Origin of the sequence: Microbacterium yannicii PS01 (assembly GCF_000304335.1) — a bacterium.
GTDB lineage: Bacteria > Actinomycetota > Actinomycetes > Actinomycetales > Microbacteriaceae > Microbacterium > Microbacterium yannicii_A.
Genome location: NZ_CAJF01000017.1, coordinates 44,918 through 62,357, shown reverse-complemented (window position 1 = coordinate 62,357; position 17,440 = coordinate 44,918). Strand labels below are relative to the sequence as shown.

18 protein-coding genes are annotated in these 17,440 nt (G+C 71.8%); 12 read left to right on the top strand and 6 right to left on the bottom strand.

Annotated features, from left to right (window positions below; all coding sequences use genetic code 11):
* Nucleotides 1-53 precede the first annotated feature (53 nt).
* Nucleotides 54-971: an SDR family oxidoreductase gene (locus WYM_RS11165; protein WP_019180921.1), complete on the bottom strand. Its 918-nt coding sequence runs from the start codon at nucleotides 969-971 to the stop codon at nucleotides 54-56.
* 93 nt (nucleotides 972-1,064) lie between these two features.
* Here WYM_RS11165 and WYM_RS11160 point away from each other — a divergent pair, with 93 nt between their 5' ends.
* Entirely contained in the window at nucleotides 1,065-1,523 is a 459-nt protein-coding gene (locus WYM_RS11160; protein ID WP_019180920.1) for a MarR family winged helix-turn-helix transcriptional regulator, read from the top strand.
* Nucleotides 1,524-2,016: 493 nt separating this feature from the next.
* Here WYM_RS11160 and WYM_RS19960 read toward each other — a convergent pair whose 3' ends face one another.
* From WYM_RS19960 to WYM_RS11145, 3 genes are all read right to left on the bottom strand, one after another.
* Nucleotides 2,017-3,246, bottom strand: coding sequence for an MFS transporter (locus WYM_RS19960; RefSeq protein ID WP_237739399.1), 1,230 nt, complete (start codon nucleotides 3,244-3,246; stop codon nucleotides 2,017-2,019).
* Between the two features lie 68 nt (nucleotides 3,247-3,314).
* Nucleotides 3,315-4,499, bottom strand: a complete 1,185-nt coding sequence (locus tag WYM_RS11150; protein WP_019180917.1) for a 4-hydroxybenzoate 3-monooxygenase — start codon at nucleotides 4,497-4,499, stop codon at nucleotides 3,315-3,317.
* A gap of 505 nt (nucleotides 4,500-5,004) precedes the next feature.
* Nucleotides 5,005-5,757 carry an IclR family transcriptional regulator gene (locus WYM_RS11145; RefSeq protein WP_019180916.1) on the bottom strand — a complete coding sequence of 251 codons (753 nt, stop codon included), beginning with the start codon at nucleotides 5,755-5,757 and terminating at the stop codon, nucleotides 5,005-5,007.
* A gap of 185 nt (nucleotides 5,758-5,942) precedes the next feature.
* Between WYM_RS11145 and WYM_RS11140 the strand changes: the two genes are divergently transcribed.
* From WYM_RS11140 to WYM_RS11090, 11 genes are all read left to right on the top strand, one after another.
* On the top strand, nucleotides 5,943-6,701 hold the full coding sequence (locus WYM_RS11140; RefSeq protein WP_019180915.1) for an IclR family transcriptional regulator: 759 nt from the start codon (nucleotides 5,943-5,945) through the stop codon (nucleotides 6,699-6,701).
* A 131-nt stretch (nucleotides 6,702-6,832) separates the two neighbouring features.
* Complete coding sequence (gene pcaH / locus WYM_RS11135; protein WP_019180914.1) at nucleotides 6,833-7,711, top strand: protocatechuate 3,4-dioxygenase subunit beta; 879 nt, start codon at nucleotides 6,833-6,835, stop codon at nucleotides 7,709-7,711.
* Nucleotides 7,711-8,313, top strand: a complete 603-nt coding sequence (gene pcaG, locus WYM_RS11130; RefSeq protein WP_019180913.1) for a protocatechuate 3,4-dioxygenase subunit alpha — start codon at nucleotides 7,711-7,713, stop codon at nucleotides 8,311-8,313. Before pcaH ends, pcaG begins: the two co-directional genes overlap by 1 nt.
* Nucleotides 8,303-9,706, top strand: coding sequence for a lyase family protein (locus WYM_RS11125; protein ID WP_051008118.1), 1,404 nt, complete (start codon nucleotides 8,303-8,305; stop codon nucleotides 9,704-9,706). The genes pcaG and WYM_RS11125 overlap by 11 nt, the downstream gene beginning before the upstream one ends.
* On the top strand, nucleotides 9,703-10,512 hold the full coding sequence (locus WYM_RS11120) for an alpha/beta fold hydrolase (RefSeq protein WP_019180911.1): 810 nt from the start codon (nucleotides 9,703-9,705) through the stop codon (nucleotides 10,510-10,512). Before WYM_RS11125 ends, WYM_RS11120 begins: the two co-directional genes overlap by 4 nt.
* Nucleotides 10,509-10,907: a 4-carboxymuconolactone decarboxylase gene (gene pcaC, locus WYM_RS11115; protein ID WP_019180910.1), complete on the top strand. Its 399-nt coding sequence runs from the start codon at nucleotides 10,509-10,511 to the stop codon at nucleotides 10,905-10,907. Before WYM_RS11120 ends, pcaC begins: the two co-directional genes overlap by 4 nt.
* Before the next feature lie 125 nt (nucleotides 10,908-11,032).
* Nucleotides 11,033-11,791 carry a 3-oxoacid CoA-transferase subunit A gene (locus WYM_RS11110; RefSeq protein WP_019180909.1) on the top strand — a complete coding sequence of 253 codons (759 nt, stop codon included), beginning with the start codon at nucleotides 11,033-11,035 and terminating at the stop codon, nucleotides 11,789-11,791.
* Nucleotides 11,788-12,486 carry a 3-oxoacid CoA-transferase subunit B gene (locus WYM_RS11105; protein WP_019180908.1) on the top strand — a complete coding sequence of 233 codons (699 nt, stop codon included), beginning with the start codon at nucleotides 11,788-11,790 and terminating at the stop codon, nucleotides 12,484-12,486. Before WYM_RS11110 ends, WYM_RS11105 begins: the two co-directional genes overlap by 4 nt.
* A 1-nt stretch (nucleotide 12,487) precedes the next feature.
* Nucleotides 12,488-13,657 carry a thiolase family protein gene (locus tag WYM_RS11100; protein ID WP_019180907.1) on the top strand — a complete coding sequence of 390 codons (1,170 nt, stop codon included), beginning with the start codon at nucleotides 12,488-12,490 and terminating at the stop codon, nucleotides 13,655-13,657.
* A 150-nt stretch (nucleotides 13,658-13,807) separates the two neighbouring features.
* A complete protein-coding gene (locus tag WYM_RS11095) occupies nucleotides 13,808-14,434 on the top strand; it encodes a cyclodeaminase/cyclohydrolase family protein (protein ID WP_157525098.1) in 627 nt (208 codons plus the stop codon).
* A gap of 108 nt (nucleotides 14,435-14,542) precedes the next feature.
* Nucleotides 14,543-15,364 (top strand): IclR family transcriptional regulator domain-containing protein, encoded by an 822-nt coding sequence (locus tag WYM_RS11090; protein WP_019180905.1) that lies wholly within the window; start codon nucleotides 14,543-14,545, stop codon nucleotides 15,362-15,364.
* On the opposite strand, the gene purU is transcribed toward WYM_RS11090, so the two are convergent.
* Together purU and WYM_RS11080 are read right to left on the bottom strand one after the other, a co-directional pair.
* Nucleotides 15,361-16,236: a formyltetrahydrofolate deformylase gene (purU, locus tag WYM_RS11085; RefSeq protein WP_019180904.1), complete on the bottom strand. Its 876-nt coding sequence runs from the start codon at nucleotides 16,234-16,236 to the stop codon at nucleotides 15,361-15,363. The genes WYM_RS11090 and purU overlap by 4 nt on opposite strands.
* A 26-nt stretch (nucleotides 16,237-16,262) precedes the next feature.
* Nucleotides 16,263-17,408: an ROK family transcriptional regulator gene (locus WYM_RS11080; RefSeq protein ID WP_019180903.1), complete on the bottom strand. Its 1,146-nt coding sequence runs from the start codon at nucleotides 17,406-17,408 to the stop codon at nucleotides 16,263-16,265.
* Between the last annotated feature and the right edge of the window lie 32 nt (nucleotides 17,409-17,440).

The following is a 17,440-nucleotide window of genomic DNA, read 5'->3' as shown; positions in this document are numbered from 1 at the left end:
GGGGCGGTCCCTGAGCCTGTCGAAGGATGCCTCGACGAGCTCAGCGATCAGGTTCAGGAGCGCTGAAGGTCCTCCGGGAGCGGCGGGAACTTCTCGCCGACGGTCTGCAGCGTGCCGACAGCCTCCTCGAATCCAGTGGTCAGGTCGTCGTACGACCAGCCGCCGTCGCTGTAGGCGGTGGCGACCGCCTCGGGGTGCGACCACAGCTGCAGGCGATCGCCGCCGATCCCGATGGCCTGACCGGTGACGGATGCCGCGGCATCCGAGGCGAGATAGGCGATGAGTCCGGCGACGTCGTCCGAGGTGCCGAACCCGAGGTCGTGGCGGAAGAAGGCGGGCATCGGCTCGCCCTTCTCGTCGGCCTCGACGGCGGCGGCGAAGTAGGGCACGGTCGCGGTCATCGCGGTCGCGGCGACGGGGATCACGGCGTTGGCGGTGATGCCGGCCTTCTTCAGCTCGAGCGCCCAGGTGCGGACCATGCCGACGATGCCGGCCTTGGCGGCGGCGTAGTTGGTCTGGCCGAAGTTGCCGCGCTGACCGGTCGGGGAGCCGATGCAGATGATGCGGCCGGGGATCTCGTTGGCGCGCATGTAGGTGGCGGCCTCGCGCACGCACGTGAAGGTGCCGCGCAGGTGCACGTTGATGACGGTGTCGAAGTCGTCGTCGCTCATCTTCCACAGCACCGTGTCGCGCAGCACGCCGGCGTTGGTGACCAGGATGTCGACCCGCCCGTAGGTGTCGACCGCGGTCTGGACGAGCTGCTTCGCCGTCTCGGTCGGTCCGACCGGAGCGACCACCGCGGTGGCGCGCCCGCCGAGGGCCTCGATCGATGCGACCGCGTCCGCGGCGGTCGCCTCATCGACGTCGTTGACGACGACGGCGGCGCCTTGGCGGGCGAGTTCCTGTGCGTAGGCCAGACCCAGACCGCGGCCCGAGCCGGTGACGATGGCGACCTTGCCTTCGAGTGTCATGCGTGACTCCTTCGTTGCTGACTCCATTACAGACCCAAACCGTTGAGAAAGTCAATCGTTCCGTTCCTCCATGGACTCGACTACGATCGTGCCATGCCGAAGCCTGCCGCCGCCGAGTCCGGCCTCCGTGCCTCGGCGCTCACCGATGACCTGAGCTTCCTGCTCGCCCGTGCCAATGCGATCGCGCTCGCCGCAGGCAACGCCGCGCTCTCGGGGCACGGCCTCAAGGCCCGCTCGTACTCGGTGCTCTCGCTCGCCGCCGGCGAGGCGCGCCCTTCGCAGCGCGAACTCGCCGAGTTCCTGCGGCTCGACCCGAGTCAGGTCGTGAGCCTCGTCGACGACCTGCAGACCCGCGGTCTCGTCGAGCGCCGGCCCGATCCCGCCGACCGTCGCGCCAACGTCGTGGTCGCCACCGACGCGGGACGCGCGCTGGCCTCCGCGGCACGCGAATCCGCGCGCGCAGCCGAGGAGCGCGTGCACGCCCAGCTCTCCGACGAGGACCGGCAGACCCTCACCGACCTGCTGCGCGCGCTGGCCTTTCCCGAGGACTGAGGTTCGCGAGGGCCGAGGTTCCCCGGGGCCGAGGTTCCCCGGCTCGCGTGAGTCATTCAGGGGGCAGCTCGCGTGGGTATGACCCCGGTGTTGCTGCGCGAGGTGTCCCCCGAGCGTGGAGAAGCGGATGCCGCGCCTGTTCGGGTGGCAGCTCGCGCGGGTATCGCGGGGTCCGAGCCGCAGAGACTGCCCCGCGAGGGCGCCGCGGCCGCGGCATCCGTTCCCGGCTGCCTGTCCGTGGGGGGCAGTTCTTGCGGGTTTCGCTCGGAGGCAGCCGCAGAAGCTGACCCCGGAGCTGTGTGGCGGTGGATGCCTGTCCGTTCGAGGGGCAGTTCTTGCGGGTTTCGCTCGGAGGTAGCCGCAGAAGCTGACCCCGGAGCTGCGTGGCGGTGGATGCCTGTCCGTTCGAGGGGCAGTCCTTGCGGGCATCGCCGGGACGTGGCCGCAGAGACTGCCCCGCGAGGGCGCAGCGGGGCACGGCATCCGTTCCCGGCTATCGGCGGTCGAGGACGAAGCGCTCGCGACCGGCGAAGACGCCGACGAGCGTGAGCAGCACGAGGACCCCGAGAAGGAGCGACAGCGGTGCGATCCATCCGCCCGTGAGGGTGTGGAGCCAGCCGAAGGCGACCGGTCCGATCGCCGCGATGACGTACCCGACCGACTGCGACATGCCCGACAGCGCGGCCGAGGCGTCGTGGTCGCGTGCGCGCTGCGCCATGAGCGTGAGCGACATGCCGAGGGTCGCCCCCGACGACAGGCCGATCAGCGAGGCCCAGAAGACGATCCCGCTCGGCGCCAGCATGAGCCCGATGACGCCGAGGATCGCCAGCGACGGGATGAGCGCGGGCACGAGCCGCTCCACCCGGCCGCGAAGCAGCAGGGGAAGCAGCAGGCAGCCGGCCAGCGAGAAGAGCTGGAAGATCATGACGTCGATGCCGGCGACCACCTCCGACCGGCCGGTCGACATCGAGATCGCCGCGAGCCACGTCACGAGCATGTAGAACATCGATGCCTGCAGCCCCATGTACGCGGCCACCAGCCACGCGACGGGGTCGGCCCAGATGCCGGTGCGGCCGTGCTGCGACGCGGCGCGGACGTGGGCACGGCGCGCACCTCGATGCGCCCACCACCAGGCGACGATCGCGAAGGGCAGCAGGATGGCGCCCGTCACGAGCAGGGCGAAGCGCCATCCCGCGGGGTCGCCGCCGAGGTCGATGTGCGAGATCGGAACGACGACGCCTGACGAGATCGCTCCGAACCCGGCCAGCAGCGCCGTGTAGAGGGCGGTGACCCCGCGCACGTGGCCGGCGAACTCGCGCTTGACGACGGCGGGCATGAGCACGTTGATGAGCGCGATGCCGAGTCCGATCACCGCGGTGCCGATCCAGAGACTCACCACGGGGCCGGGCAGGGAGCGCACGACGGTGCCGACCAGGAGCACGAGCAGCGACCCGAGCAGCACGCGCGGCTGTCCGAACCGGCGGCTCGCCGCATGCGCGAGCGGCGAGAACAGCGCCCACGCGATGAGTGGCACCGCGGCGAGCACGCCGAGAACCGCGACCGACAGGCCGGTGTCGGCGCCGATCTGATCGAGGAGCGGACCGAGGCCGGTGATCGCGGGCCGCATGTTCGCGGCGACCAGGCACACCGCGGCGATGAGCATTGCGACCGACGTCGTGCGCGACGCGGAGCGCGGCGGAGTCGTCGACGACGATGGAGCCATGGTCACCGGACTCTAGCCGAGCGCGGTCCGGCGCCGGCGCACGGTTCCCGCTGAGCGGCAGTCGTGCGTCAGCGGATCCCCTCCAGCGGCCAGCCCGTGTAGGCCTCGGCGAGGTAGGTGCGGCCGGCCTCGGACTCGACGACCGAGCGGAGCTCGCCGAGCTGCCGGCGGCGGTCGAAGTCCGAGGCATCCGGTGCGACGTGGAGCATGTTCGTCATCCACCACGAGAAGTGCTGCGCCTTCCAGATGCGGTGCAGCGCCGTCTCGGGGAAGGCCTCGATGAGGCGCTCGTCGCCGTCGAGCAGCAGTGCGCGCAGCGCGCGCTCGAGCACCATGACGTCGGCGACGGCGAGGTTCATGCCCTTGGCTCCCGTCGGGGGGACGGTGTGGGCGGCGTCGCCGATGAGGGCGACCCGGCCGCGCAGCAGCTCGTGGGCGACGAAGCTGCGGAACCGCAGCACGTCGCGCTGGAAGATCGGGCCCTCCTTCAGCGTCGTGCCGGGAACGCGGGCCTGCAGCGCCTCCCAGAGCTCGGCTTCCGTGAGGGCATTCGGATCGGCATCCGGATCGCACTGGAAGTACATGCGCTGCACCGTGGCGCTGCGCTGGCTGATGAGCGCGAACCCGTCGGGCGAGTTCGAGTAGATGAGCTCGTCGGCGCTGGGCGGCGCCTCGCACAGGATGCCGAACCACGCGAACGGATACTCGCGGAAGTAGCCGCCGGTGGACGATCCCGACACCGCCTCCCTCGCCACACTCCGCGAGCCGTCGGCGCCGACCACGAAGTCCGCCTCGATCTCGAGGCGCGCGCCGTCGGCGTCTGTCGCGATCACGCGGGGGCGAGCGGATGCCGCGTCCTCGACGCGCTCGGCGGTCACCCCGAACCGCAGGTCCTGCCCCTTGCCGAGCCGCACCGAGATGAGGTCCTTGAGCACCTCGTGCTGGGGATAGAGCCACACCCCGCGGCCGACCGTGCTGGCGAAGTCGATGCGATGACCGGCGCCGGCGAAGCGCAGCTCGATGCCGTCGTGACGATTGCCGACGCTGCGCACACGGCTGGACGCGCCCGAGGAGTCGAGGATCTCGACGGTGCCCTGCTCGAGGATTCCCGCGCGGATCGTCGTCTCGATCTCTTCGCGCGAGCGCCGGTCGATCACGACGGACTCGATGCCGGCGATTCCGAGCAGATGCGACAGCAGCAGCCCGGCGGGGCCTGCGCCCATGATGGCGACGCGCGTGCGGATCGTGGTCATGTCGTCTCCTTCGACGGCCGGCGGTGCCCGGTGGCAGTGGCGCGATGAGCGCTACGGATGCTGGAGCCAGTGTGCCCCGCCGGGCCGAGCGCCGCGCGATGATTCCCGTTCATCGGGAGCGCGATGTGATGGCGGCAGCGGCGTCGACGGCGGGCGGAACGGAGCAGATGTGGCGAAAAGGGGAGGGCGGATGCGGTGGCTCAGGTGCTCCGTTCGGCCACATCTCCTCCGGACGTGGCGTGAAGACGGTGAGCGGTGGGCGGGCGCGGCGTGAGCAGTGGGCGCGAGCGGAGGAATTGTGTGGAAAGGGAGGACGGATGCCGAAGGCGGGGCCTGCGTTCGGCCACATCTCCTCCCGACCTGGCGCGGAGACGGTGAGCGGAGGAGGCGTGAGGGGTGGTTGTGGGCGGAGGAATCGTGGGGAAAGGGAGGACGGATGCCGGGGCGGAGACCTCCGCTCGGCCACATCTCCTCCCGACCTGGCGCGTCGACCGTGACGAACGCGTCAGCGGCGGTCGGCGCGAAGTGCGAGTTCGATCGCGCGGGCCGCCTCGCGCAGTGCGGCGATCGCGGCGTCGGGCGGCATCTCGCGCGGGAGCACCACCGACAGCGCCGCGACGACCTCGCCGGCATCCCGGATCGGCACGGCGACGCCGGTCGACACCGCCTCGATCGAACCCGGGGCGACGGCCACGCCGGATCGGCGGACCTCGGAGAGCAGGCGGCGCAGGCGCGCGGCATCCGTCACCGTCTCGCGAGCGACCGCCCGCAGCGGTCCCGCGAGCACCCGATCCCGGAGCTCGGCCGGGGAATGCGCGAGCAGCACAAGACCCGACGAGGACGCATGGAGGGGGAGCCGCCCGGCGATGCGGGTGATGTTCGCCCCGGCGTCGGGGTGCGAGAGGCGCTCGAGAAAGAGTGCCTCGTCCTGCTCGAGGACGGCGAGCTGCGTGTGCTGGCGGATGAGCGCTTGCACGCGCTCCATGTGGGGGAGGGCCGCCTGCCGCAGGCGCAGTGCGGTCGAGCCGCGCAGTGCGAGCTCCCACAGGCGCAGCCCGAGATGGACGCGCCTGTCCTCATCGCGTTCCAGCAGGCCGGCGGCAACGAGCTCGTCGACGATGCGGTGGGCGCTCGACGACGGCAGCTCCGCCCGCCGCCCGATCTCGGCGGTGGTCTGCATCGAGCGCTCGGCCGTGAACGTCTCGAGCACGCGCACGATGCGCTCGGTCATCGAGTCGCCGGAGGGCGAGTTGGCCATAGGCCCACTGTGTCACGCGCGCAGCTTCCGGGCGGCTCGGGGCGACCGATTGCGCCCGAACCACCCCTTCTCGGCGAGACCATGTTCGTCGGCGCGTCCGAGGCGGGTGGTTTCGGCGAGAAGGGAGGTTTCGCCGAAGGCGAGGGCCGGGGACGAGCAGGGGTAGCCTCGCACCGGGAGGACCCATGAGCGACGGCGAGGGCGTGCTGGAGCGCACGCTGCGCGTGCTCGGGTGCTTCAGCGACGACGAGCCGGCGGTGACCGCGGCCGCGCTGGCCACACGCACCGGCCTGGCGACCTCGACCCTGCACCGGCTGCTCGCGACGCTGGTGAACGAGGGGCTGCTCACCCGCGGCCCGGGCCACACGTATGCGATCGGCCCCCGGCTGTGGGAGCTCGGCGAGCTCTCGCCCCTGTCGCTCCGGCTGCGCGAGACGGCCCTGCCGCACATGGTGCGGCTGTACGAGGCGACCGGCGAGAACGTCCACCTCGCCGTGCTCGACGGCGCGACCCCCGAGACGACGAGCGCGCTCTACGTCGGGCGGCTCACGGGACGCCAGTCGATCCCGACCCTGAGCCGCATGGGCGGCCGCGGACCGCTGCACACCACGGGGGTCGGCAAGGCCCTGCTCGCCACACGCGACGAGCCGTGGCTCGAACGATATTTCCGCGCGCCGCTCGAGCGCGAGACCCTCAACTCGATCACGACCGAGTCGCAGCTGCGCGCCGACATCGCCCGCACGCGGGCTCTCGGCTATGCCACCACGCGCGAGGAGATGACGCTGGGCAACGTCTCGGTCGCGGCCGCGCTCCCGCGCGTCGAGGGGCTCCCGCAGATCGCGATGGGCCTGGTCGTCCACCTCGAGCGCGCGGACGAGCGCCGTCTCGGCCCGCTGGTCGTGCAGGCGGCGAAGGATCTGCACCACGACCTCCGCCAGGGGTGAAGGCGCGGATGTGACCGCGCCCGCCGCGTCCGTCAATCCCACTGAATGAGAATTCTCGACGTCGCCCCGGAGCCGCGGTGTCACCCTGGTCACGACCGTTCCGCAGGGAACCGCGTGTCGAAGGAGACCTCATGACCTCAGCCGAAGCCGCATCCGACCCTCGGGGCGAAGAGGCGTTCTCGTCCTCGGTCGTGCTCGAGCAGCCGGCCGCAGCGGCACCCGAGTCGCTGCTCGCCTCGCCCGACCAGCTGACGCAGGGCGAGATCACACAGGAGATCGTCGACTACCACGCCGAAGCGGCTCGCCGCGAGGAGGCGGGCGAGAAGCTGCCGATCAGCCTGCACGACTTCCCGCCGTACCGGTCGACGCTGCTGCGTCACCCGACGAAGAACCCCAAGCTCGTCGATCCCGAGACCATCGAGCTGTGGTCGCCGGCCTTCGGCCAGCGTGACGTCGCCGCGATCGAGTCCGACCTGACGCTGCAGCACCTCGGCGAGCCGCAGGGCGAGCGCATGACGGTCGAGGGCCGCGTGCTCGACTCGTGGGGCCGCCCGGTCGCCCACCAGCTCGTCGAGCTGTGGCAGGCCAACGCCGCGGGCCGCTACATCCACCAGCGCGACCAGCATCCGGCCCCGCTCGACCCGAACTTCACCGGCGCGGGTCGCACGGTCACCGACGAGAACGGCTTCTACAAGTTCACGACGATCAAGCCCGGCGCCTACCCGTGGAAGAACCACGTCAACGCGTGGCGGCCCGCGCACATCCACTTCTCGATCTTCGGCTCGGGGTTCACCCAGCGCCTGGTCACGCAGATGTACTTCCAGGGCGACCCGCTGTTCCCGCTCGATCCGATCTACAACACCATCTGGCGTCAGAAGGACCGCGACCGCCTCATCGGCCAGTACGACCACGACCTGTCGGTGCCCGAGTTCTCGATGGGGTACCGCTTCGACATCGTCGTCGACGGACCCGATGCGACGTGGTTCGAGCCCGAGGAAGGGGAGCACTGATGGATCTCGACAAGCTCGATCACCGGGGGGCACGCGCGAAGCGTGACCTGGGTCCCAAGACCCACGAGCCCACCGGAGGCCAGACGGTCGGCCCGTTCTTCGCCTTCGGCCTGGACTATCCGAAGAAGCACGAGGTCGTCTTCCCCCACAGCCCCGGCGCGATCGTGCTGGGCGGCACGGTCTTCGACGGGGCGGGCGCACCGATCCCGGATGCCGTCGTCGAGATCTGGAGCGCCGACGAGAACGGCGAGATCCCGCAGGCGCACGGCGCGTTCCGTCGCGACGACCACTCGTTCACGGGCTTCGGCCGCTCGGCGACCACCGACGTCGGCCGCTACGAGTTCTGGACCCGCAACCCCGGCTCGGTCGATGGCGGCGCTCCGTTCTTCTCGGTGGTCGTGTTCGCACGCGGCCTGCCCGACAAGCTCGTGACGCGCATCTACCTGCCCGAGGACGACGAGCTCCTCACCGCGGATCCGCTGCTGTCCTCGCTCGAGTCCGACGAGCGCGCTACGCTCATCGCGACGCGCCTGCCGAGCGGACACCTGCACCACGACATCCACCTGCAGGGCGAGAAGGAGACCGTGTTCCTTGCCTTCTGATGCATCCGCCGGCCCGCCGAACGTGGTGGATGCCGGTCTGCTCTCGCCGGTGACCGTGGGTCACGACGAGGCGGTGACGGATGCCGCGATCCTCGACGCCCTCGTGACGGCCGAGGTCGCCCTGGCCCGGGCCTACGGTGCGGCGGGCCTTGCGCCCGCCGAGGTGGTCGACGAGATCGAGACCGAGTTCGGCTGGGAAGGCGGACTGCGCGGATGCCGCGACCACGGCGTCGAGCTCGGCTCGCTGACGGCGGCCTCGGTGTCGGGCGGCAATCCGGTGATCCCGCTGGTGCGCGTGCTCAGGGAGCGCCTGTCGGAGCCGGCCCGACCGTGGCTGCATCGCGGCGCGACGAGCCAGGACATCGTCGACTCGGCCCTCATGGTCGTCAGCCGCCGCGCCGCCATCCAGGCCGGCGCGTCGCTGCGCCACACCGAGATCGCGCTGCGCGGCTTCGCCCGCTCGCGCCGCGACGAGGTGGCGGCCGCGCGCACGCTGACCCAGCACGCGGTACCGACGACGATCGGCCTTCGCGCCGCGGCATGGCTGCGCGGCGTCCGGCGTGCCGGCGACCGGCTCGAGGCGGCGTGGCGTGAGCTGCCGGCGCAGCTGGGCGGCGCAGGCGGAACCCTCGCCTCGTTCGCCGAGATCGCGGGGACGGATGCCGCTGCCGCCCTGCCGGCCACGTTCGCGCGCGAGCTGGCCCTGGCCGCTCCCGCCGCCCCGTGGCACACGACGCGATGGCCGGTGACCGAACTCGGCGACGCGCTGGTCCAGGCGATCGACGCGGTCGGAGTGATCGCCGCGGACGTCGCGACCCTCAGCCGCACCGAGATCGGCGAGCTCGCCGAGGGCGCCGCCGGCGGATCCTCGGCCATGCCGCAGAAGCAGAACCCTGCGGCATCCGTACTCCTCCGCTCCGCCGCCCTGCGTGCCCCGCAGCTGGGCGCGACCCTTCACCTCGCCTCGGCGCTCGCCGTCGACGAGCGGCCGGACGGCGCCTGGCACGCCGAATGGCCGACGCTGCGCGAACTGCTGCGGCTGGCACTCGGCGCGACGGCGACCGCGCAGCGGCTCGTGGAAGGGCTGCACGTCGACACCGCCGCCGTCGCCCGCAACCTCACCACGACGCGCGGGCTGATCGTGGCCGAGCGTCTGTCGCTCGTGCTCGGGCCGCTCATCGGCACCGATCGCGTCGCCGAGATCGTGTCGGCGGCCGGAGCCGGCGGCGATCTTCGCGAACTGGTGGACGAGATCCCCGAGGCAGCCGGTGTCGACATCGACGCGCTGCTCGATCCCGCGAACTACACCGGACTGGCGGGCTCGCTCGTCGACAGCTCGGTCGCCGAACGACCGGCGTCACCGGGCGCCGGCCGGCTTCAGGAGAACGAATGACCCTGCCCTCGATCGCGCTGACGCCGCTGGGCCGCCCGGTGAGCGACGCGGACGCCGCGCCGCTCCTGCTGCTCGGTCCGTCGCTCGGAACATCGACGATCCTGTGGGAGGACGTGGCCCCGGCGCTCGTCGCCGACTACCGCGTCGTCGCGTGGGACCTGCCAGGCCATGGCGCCTCGTCCCCGGCCACGGAGTCCTTCACCGTCGCCGACCTCGCCGATGCCGTGGCGGCCTCGGTCGAGGGTCCCTTCCTCTACGCCGGTGTCTCGCTCGGCGGCGCGGTCGGGCTGAGCCTCGCGCTGCGGCACCCCGACCGGGTCGCCGCCGCCGCCATCCTCGCCTCCGGGGCCCAGCTCGGAGATCCCGCCGCGTGGCACGAGCGGGCCGCCCAGGTGCGCGCCCAGTCCACGTCGAGCCTCATCATCGCGTCGGCCCAGCGGTGGTTCGCCCCCGACTCCGTCGCCCGCCGCCCCGAGCTGTCGGGCCGCCTGCTGCACGCCCTGCAGGATGCCGACGACGAGAGCTACGCCCTGTGCTGCGAGGCGCTCGCCGGGTACGACGTCCGCCCTGAACTCAGCAGCATCCGAACGCCGGTGCTCGCCGTGTGGGGCGAGCACGACGGCGTGGCCCCCGAATCGAAGGCGGTCGAGATCGCCGACGGCGTCGTGGACGGGACGGCGCTGGCGATGACCGGCGCCGCGCACCTGCCGCCCGCCGAGCAGCCCGAGGCCACGGCATCCGCCCTGCTCGACTTCTTCGCATCGCGACGACCCGGCCGATCGGCAGCACAGGGGGCATCCGCATGACCAGACCCGCCGGCGAGGGCCTCACCGACGAGGAGCGCTACGACCAGGGCATGGCCGTGCGCCGAGCCGTGCTCTCGGATGCTCACGTGGATCGCGCGACGGCCGCAACCACCGAGCTGACCGCCGATTTCCAGGACTTCATCACCCGCGTGGCGTGGGGCGACATCTGGTCGCGGCCGGGGCTCGACCGGCGTTCGCGCTCGGTGGCGGTGATCACGGCGCTCATCGCCCTCGGCCACCACGAAGAGCTCGCCATGCACCTGCGTGCCGCGCTGCGCAACGGGCTGACGGTCGACGAGATCCGCGAGATCATCCTGCAGAGCGCGGTGTACTGCGGAGTCCCCGCCGCGAACACGGCCTTCCGCATCGCGAACGAGGTCTTCGCCGCCGAGTGACACGGCCGACCGCGGCCGCCTGTACCGGCGACGGATGTCACCGTCGAGCCCTTCCCCATCGCTCGACCGATCGTTAGACTGGTCGCAGTACGTACAAGCGTTCGCACAGCGAACACGGAGGCATTGTGATCGACAAGACCGTGGCGTCCGTCGAGGAGGCCGTCGCCGGCATCCGCGACGGATCGACCGTCATGATCGGCGGGTTCGGCCGGGCCGGGCAGCCGGTGGAGCTCATCGACGCGCTCATCGCCCAGGGCGCGACCGACCTGACCGTCGTGAACAACAACGCCGGCAACGGCGACGTCGGGCTTGCCGCGCTGCTGGCCAAGAAGCGCGTGCGCCGCATCCTGTGCTCGTTCCCGCGCCAGCACGATTCGTGGGTCTTCGACGAGCTGTACCGTGCCGGCGAGATCGAACTAGAGCTCGTCCCGCAGGGCAATCTCGCCGAGCGGATCCGCGCGGCCGGCGCCGGAGTCGGCGCCTTCTTCTCTCCGACCGGTGTCGGCACGCAGCTGGCCGAGGGCAAGGAGGAGCGCGTGATCGACGGGCGCACCTACGTGCTCGAGTACCCCATCAAGGCCGATGTGGCCCTCATCAGCGCCCGGCAGGGTGACCGCTGGGGCAACCTCGTGTACCGCGAGACGGCACGCAACTTCGGGCCGATCATGGCGGCCGCCGCGACGACGACGATCGTGCAGGTCGACGAGATCGTTCCCCTCGGGTCGCTCGAACCCGAGACCATCGTCACGCCGGGCATCTTCGTCGACCGCGTCGTCGCGGTGGGCGAGCGGGCATGGACGCGAGGCGGCGACTTCGTCGGCGGCGTCGACATCGAAGGGCGGCCGCTCGCGGATGCCACGGCATCCCGGGAGGGGGACCAGTGACCACCGACCAGCCCACGGCCACGCGGGTCTCGCGCGACGAGCTCGCCGCCCGCATCGCCGCCGACATCCCCGAGGGCTCGTACGTCAACCTCGGCATCGGCGCACCGACTCTCGTCGCCGACTTCCTGCCCGACGACCTCGAGATCATCCTGCACACCGAGAACGGCATGCTGGGCATGGGGCCCAAGCCCGCTCCCGGCCTCGTCGACCCCGACCTCATCAACGCCGGCAAGCAGCCCGTCACCGCTCTGTCCGGTGCCGCCTACTTCCACCACGCCGACTCGTTCGGAATGATGCGCGGCGGGCACCTCGACGTCTGCGTGCTCGGCGCGTTCCAGGTTTCGCAGGACGGCGACCTCGCCAACTGGTCGACGGGTGCGCCCGGTGCCATCCCGGCCGTCGGCGGCGCGATGGACCTCGCGATCGGCGCCAAGAACGTCTACGTCATGACCGACCTGCTGACCAAGACCGGCGAGTCCAAGCTCGTCGAGCAGTGCACGTATCCCCTGACCGGTGTCGGCTGCGTCACCCGCGTCTACACCGATCACGCGATCTTCGACGTGACCCCCGACGGCTTCGCGGTGCGCGAGGCCTTCGGCGACAACACCGTGGAATCGCTCGCCGAACTCACCGGACTCCGCCTGCGGGAAGCCGCGGCGTCCGCCTCTTCGACCGGCCAAGGAACCGAGGACTGACATGCCTGCCACCTACATCTACGACGCCCTCCGCACGCCGTTCGGCCGTGCCGCGGGCGGTCTCTCGGGCGTCCGCCCCGACGACCTCGCCGCCGTCGTCATGAAGGCGGCCGTCGAGCGGACCGGGCTCGATCCGGCCCGCATCGAGGAGGTCGTGTTCGGCGACGCGAACCAGGCGGGCGAGGACAACCGCAACGTCGCCCGCATGGGTGCACTGCTCGCCGGATTCCCGACGAGCGTGCCGGGTGTGACCGTCAACCGGCTCTGCGGATCGAGCATCGAGGCGGTCATCCAGGGGTCGCGGGCGATCGAAGCGGGGGACGCCGACATCGTGCTCGCCGGTGGCGTCGAGTCCATGAGCCGGGCCCCGTTCGTGGTGGAGAAGTCTGCGAAGCCGTGGCCCGCGGTCGGCAACCAGACCCTGTGGAACACCGCCATCGGCTGGCGCATGGTCAACAGGGCGCTGCCGAAGGAGTGGACGATCGCGAACGGCGAGTCGGCCGAGAAGCTGGCCTCGATCTACCGCATCTCGCGGGAGGAGCAGGACGCCTTCGCGCTGCAGAGCCACCGCCTCGCCGCCGAGGCGTGGGCGGGCGGCGTCTTCGACGACGAGATCGTGCAGGTCGCCGGTGCCGAGCTCGCGCGCGACGAAGGCATCCGCGATGACACGACGCTCGAGAAGCTGGGTGGCCTGAAGGCGCTCTTCGCCGCAGACGGCACCGTGACCGCGGGCAACTCGTCGTCGATCAACGACGGAGCCTCCGCGGTCCTGCTCGGCGCAGAGGGGGCGATGGATGCCGAGCCCCTCGCTCGCATCACCGGCCGGGGCGTCTTCGGCAACGACCCCGACGTGTTCGGGATCGCGCCGGTCGAAGCGGCCAACCGCGCCCTTGCCCGGGCCGGCCGCAGTTGGGCGGACGTCGACTTCGTCGAGCTGAACGAGGCGTTCGCCTCGCAGAGCCTCGCCTGCCTGCAGCTGTGGACCGAGCTCGACCCCGCGAAGCTCAACATCCACGGCGGCGCCATCGCGATCGGGCACCCGCTGGGGGCCTCCGGCGGACGGATCATCGGGCGCGCCGCGCACGAGCTGAAGCGCCGCGGCGGCGGCGTCGCGGTCGCCGCGATCTGCATCGGCGTGGGCCAGGGCCTCGCGGTGGTGCTCGAGCGCTGACCGACGAGCGCCCGCAACCTGCGGTCTCGGCGGAACACGTGCGGTCCCGACGAGTGGAGAGTCAAGCCCCCTGGGCCGGGGGCGTCCGGACCATAGGGTGACGGCATCCGTCGCCCCCACCGGCGGAGCACGCCGACGCCGAGGAGCATGATGGCCGACGACGATCTCATCCCTGCCGCGACCCCGCTCGACGAGTGGCTCGACCGGCTCGCGGAAGGTCACGGCGCGCCCGGCGGGGGCGCGGCGTGCGCGGTCATGACCGGCATCTCGGCGGCGCTGCTCGGAATGGTCGCCGCCTACACGCCCGACGAGCCGGAGGCCGCGCGGGCGCGGGAACGCGTCGGTCGCATCCGGCGGCAGGCGACCGGAGCGGCCGAAGCGGACGGCGTGCGCTCGGCGGAGTTCGGCGCGGCCCTGGCGATGGAGGACGGCCCGGAGCGTGAGCGCGCCGTGCGCGCGGCCACCGTGGAGGCGACGGAGTCGTCGCTGGCGGTGGGGCGGGTCGCGGCATCCCTCGTCGACGAGGTGCGTCTGCTGGCCGAGATCGGCAATCCGAACGTGCGAGCCGACCTGCTCGTCGCCGGCCAGGCCCTCGCCGCCGCGCTCGGTGGGATCGTCGCGACCACCCGGGCCGACCTCGAGCTGCTCGCGGGGCATCGCACCTCCGGCGACGGGCTGGATGACGCCCTCGGACGGGCCGAGGGTGAACTGCGCGAGATCGCCGACGTGCGGGGCGAGCTGGCGCGCATGCTCGCCCGGCTGGGCCCACGCGGCTAGAGGCTCCGCTCGACGCGCCAGCGGCGAGTGGAGGGGCCGTGGGGACGGTGAGGACGGCGCGATAGTCTCGCGTACGGACACCCGTTCCACCCGCGAGGAGCACGGCGAGTGAGTGAAGAGCCCCGGTCGGCGCCCTCGGGCGATTTCGTGCAGTCGCTCGCGCGCGGGCTGGCCGTCATCCGCGCATTCGACGCGGAGCACGCCGAGCTCACCCTGAGCGACGTCGCTCGGCGCGCCGGGATCACGCGTGCCGCGGCGGGAAGGTTCCTCCGCACCCTCGAGCAGCTCGGATACGTGCGCGCTTCGACAGGCTCAGCGACCGGGTCAGGCTCAGCGACGGGCGTGGGCGCGCGGTTCGCCCTCACGCCGCGGGTGCTCGAACTCGGATTCAGCTACCTCAGCGCCGTGTCGATCCCCGAGGTCGTGCAGCCGCACCTCGAGCGCCTCTCGCACGAGGTGGACGAGAGCGTCTCTGCGGCGGTCCTCGACGGCGCCGACATCGTCTACGTCGCTCGCGTGCCCACCCGTCGCATCATGAGCGTGCGCATCACGATCGGCACGAGGTTCCCGGCCTACGCGACGTCCATGGGGCGTGTGCTGCTGGCCGAGCAGCCGGATGCCGCGGTCCAGGCCCTGCTGACCGCATCCGCTCCGCAGGCCCTCACCGAGCGAACCCTCACCGACGCCGCCGCGCTGCGGGCGGAACTGGCCCGCGTCCGCGAGCAGGGATGGGCGCTGGTCGACGGCGAGCTCGAGCCCGGACTGCGCTCGGTCGCCGTGCCGGTGCGTGACCGGCGGGGCGAGGTCGTCGCCGCCGTCAACGTCTCGACGAGCGCCACGCGCGACACCGTCGAGCACGTCCTCGACGCCTATCTGCCGAGACTGCAGGCCGCGGCGACGGCGATCGACGCCGAGCTGCGCCTGATCTAGAAGACGATCGTGTGGTTGCCGTGGCGGATCACGCGGTCTTCGGCGTGCCACAGCACGGCTCGCGACAGCACCTGACGCTCGACGTCGGCGCCGCGCCGGGCCAGTTCCGCCGCCGAGTCGGCGTGGGTGACCCGCACCGTGTCCTGCTCGATGATCGGCCCCTCGTCGAGGTCGTCGGTGACGTAGTGCGAGGTGGCTCCGATGAGCTTCACGCCGCGCTGCTTGGCCTTCTTGTACGGCTCGGCGCCGATGAAGGCCGGAAGGAAGGAGTGGTGGATGTTGATGACGGGCACCCCGAGCTGCGACAGGAAGTCGCCCGACAGGATCTGCATGTAGCGGGCGAGCACCACGAAGTCGACGTTGCCCTTCAGCAGCTCCACGATCTTCGCCTCGGCGGCGGACTTGTCGGGACCGGGCGCCGACGGCACGTGGAAGAAGGGCACCCCGAACGAGCGCACGTCTTCGGCCGACGTGGTGTGGTTCGAGATCACCATCGGGATGGTGACGGGAAGGTCGCCGCGGCGGTGCCGCCACAGCAGGTCGAGAAGGCAGTGGTCCTGCTGCGACGCCAGGATCGCCATGCGCTTGGGCACCGACTGGTCGGTGAGCGACCACTCCAGCTCGAAGTCGGCGAGCGTCGTGGCGATCCCGGCCTCGATCTCGGGCCGATCCGCCGCGAAGCCCGGCCGGTGGAAGACCACGCGCTGGAAGTACGCCCCGCCGATCGGGTCGTCCGAGTACTGGTCGAACGCGACGATGTTCCCGCCGATCCGCGTGATCATCGCCGAGACGGCGGCGACGATACCCGGGCGGTCACTGCCGTGGACGATGAGGCAGGCATGGTCGGCGAGCAGGTTCGGCGCGGCGGGCATGCTTCGATTCTGCCGTGTCCGGCGGCTCAGCTGCTCAGGGCCCTGTTTACGGCCGCCGGCGAGTACTCGCGGTCGACGACGAGCGCCGCGAGCCCGACCGTCGCCGCCCGCTGGGAGAGCGTCGACAGACTGACCGTCAGATGGCGGGTGGCGCGGGGCAGCGATCGGGGGTAGAGCGTCTCGCGCACGCCGGTGAGGAGCGGTGCCGACGCGAGCATGCCGCCGAGGACCACCTCGGCGGGGTTGAGGAGCGACACGACGGTGGCGACCACCTCGCCGAGAACGCGTCCGGCCTGCTGCGTGAGCCGGGCGGCGTCGGGATCCCCGTCGGCGAGATAGGCCCCGACATCGGACGCGGACGACGCCGGCTTGCCCAGATCGGTGAGGGCGCGCGCCACGGCGCGACCCGAGGCGACGGCAGCGAGGCAGCCGTGTGCGCCGCACTGGCAGACGAGGTGGTCGTACCCCGCGATCTTCACGTGGCCGATGTCGCCGGCGCCGCCGTCCGTGCCGCGATAGACCTGGCCGCCGAGGACGATGCCCGTCCCGATGCCCGACGACACCTTGATGAAGCACAGGGACCGCGAGTTCGGGTGAGCGCTGCGCTGCTCGCCCAGCGCCGCCGCGTCGGCGTCGTTCGCCACGAGGGCGGGCACGCCCAGCGCGTCGGTGAGGTGCTCCGGAATCGGGTAGCCGTCCCAGCCGGGCATGATCGGCGGCTGACTCGGGCGCCCGGTGTCGGGATCGACCGGGCCGGGAACGCTGATCCCGATCGCAGCGATGCCCTCGAGACCGTTCGAGCTGCCGACGAGGGCGCGGGTGGCGTCGACGACGGCGTCCAGGGTGCGCACGGGTCCGTCCGCGACGGCGACGTCCACGCGGCGCTCGCTGCGGATGCGGCCGGCGAGGTCGGTGATCGCGACGGTGGTGTGGGTGGTGTCGACGGATGCCGTCACCACCGACCCGTGCGCCAGGTTGAACTCGAGCCGGCGCGAGGGCCGGCCGCCCGTGACGCGATCGGTCCCCTGTTCCACGAGCAGCCCGGCCTCGAGGAGGGCGTCGATGCGGCTCGAAACCGTCATGCGCGAGAGCCCCGTGTGCTCGAGAACCTCTCCGCGCGTCAGGGCGCCACGTTCGCGAATGAGGTCCAGAACGTCGCCGGGTCCGGGCATCGGGTGTATCTCCTGTCCGCTGACGATTCTAA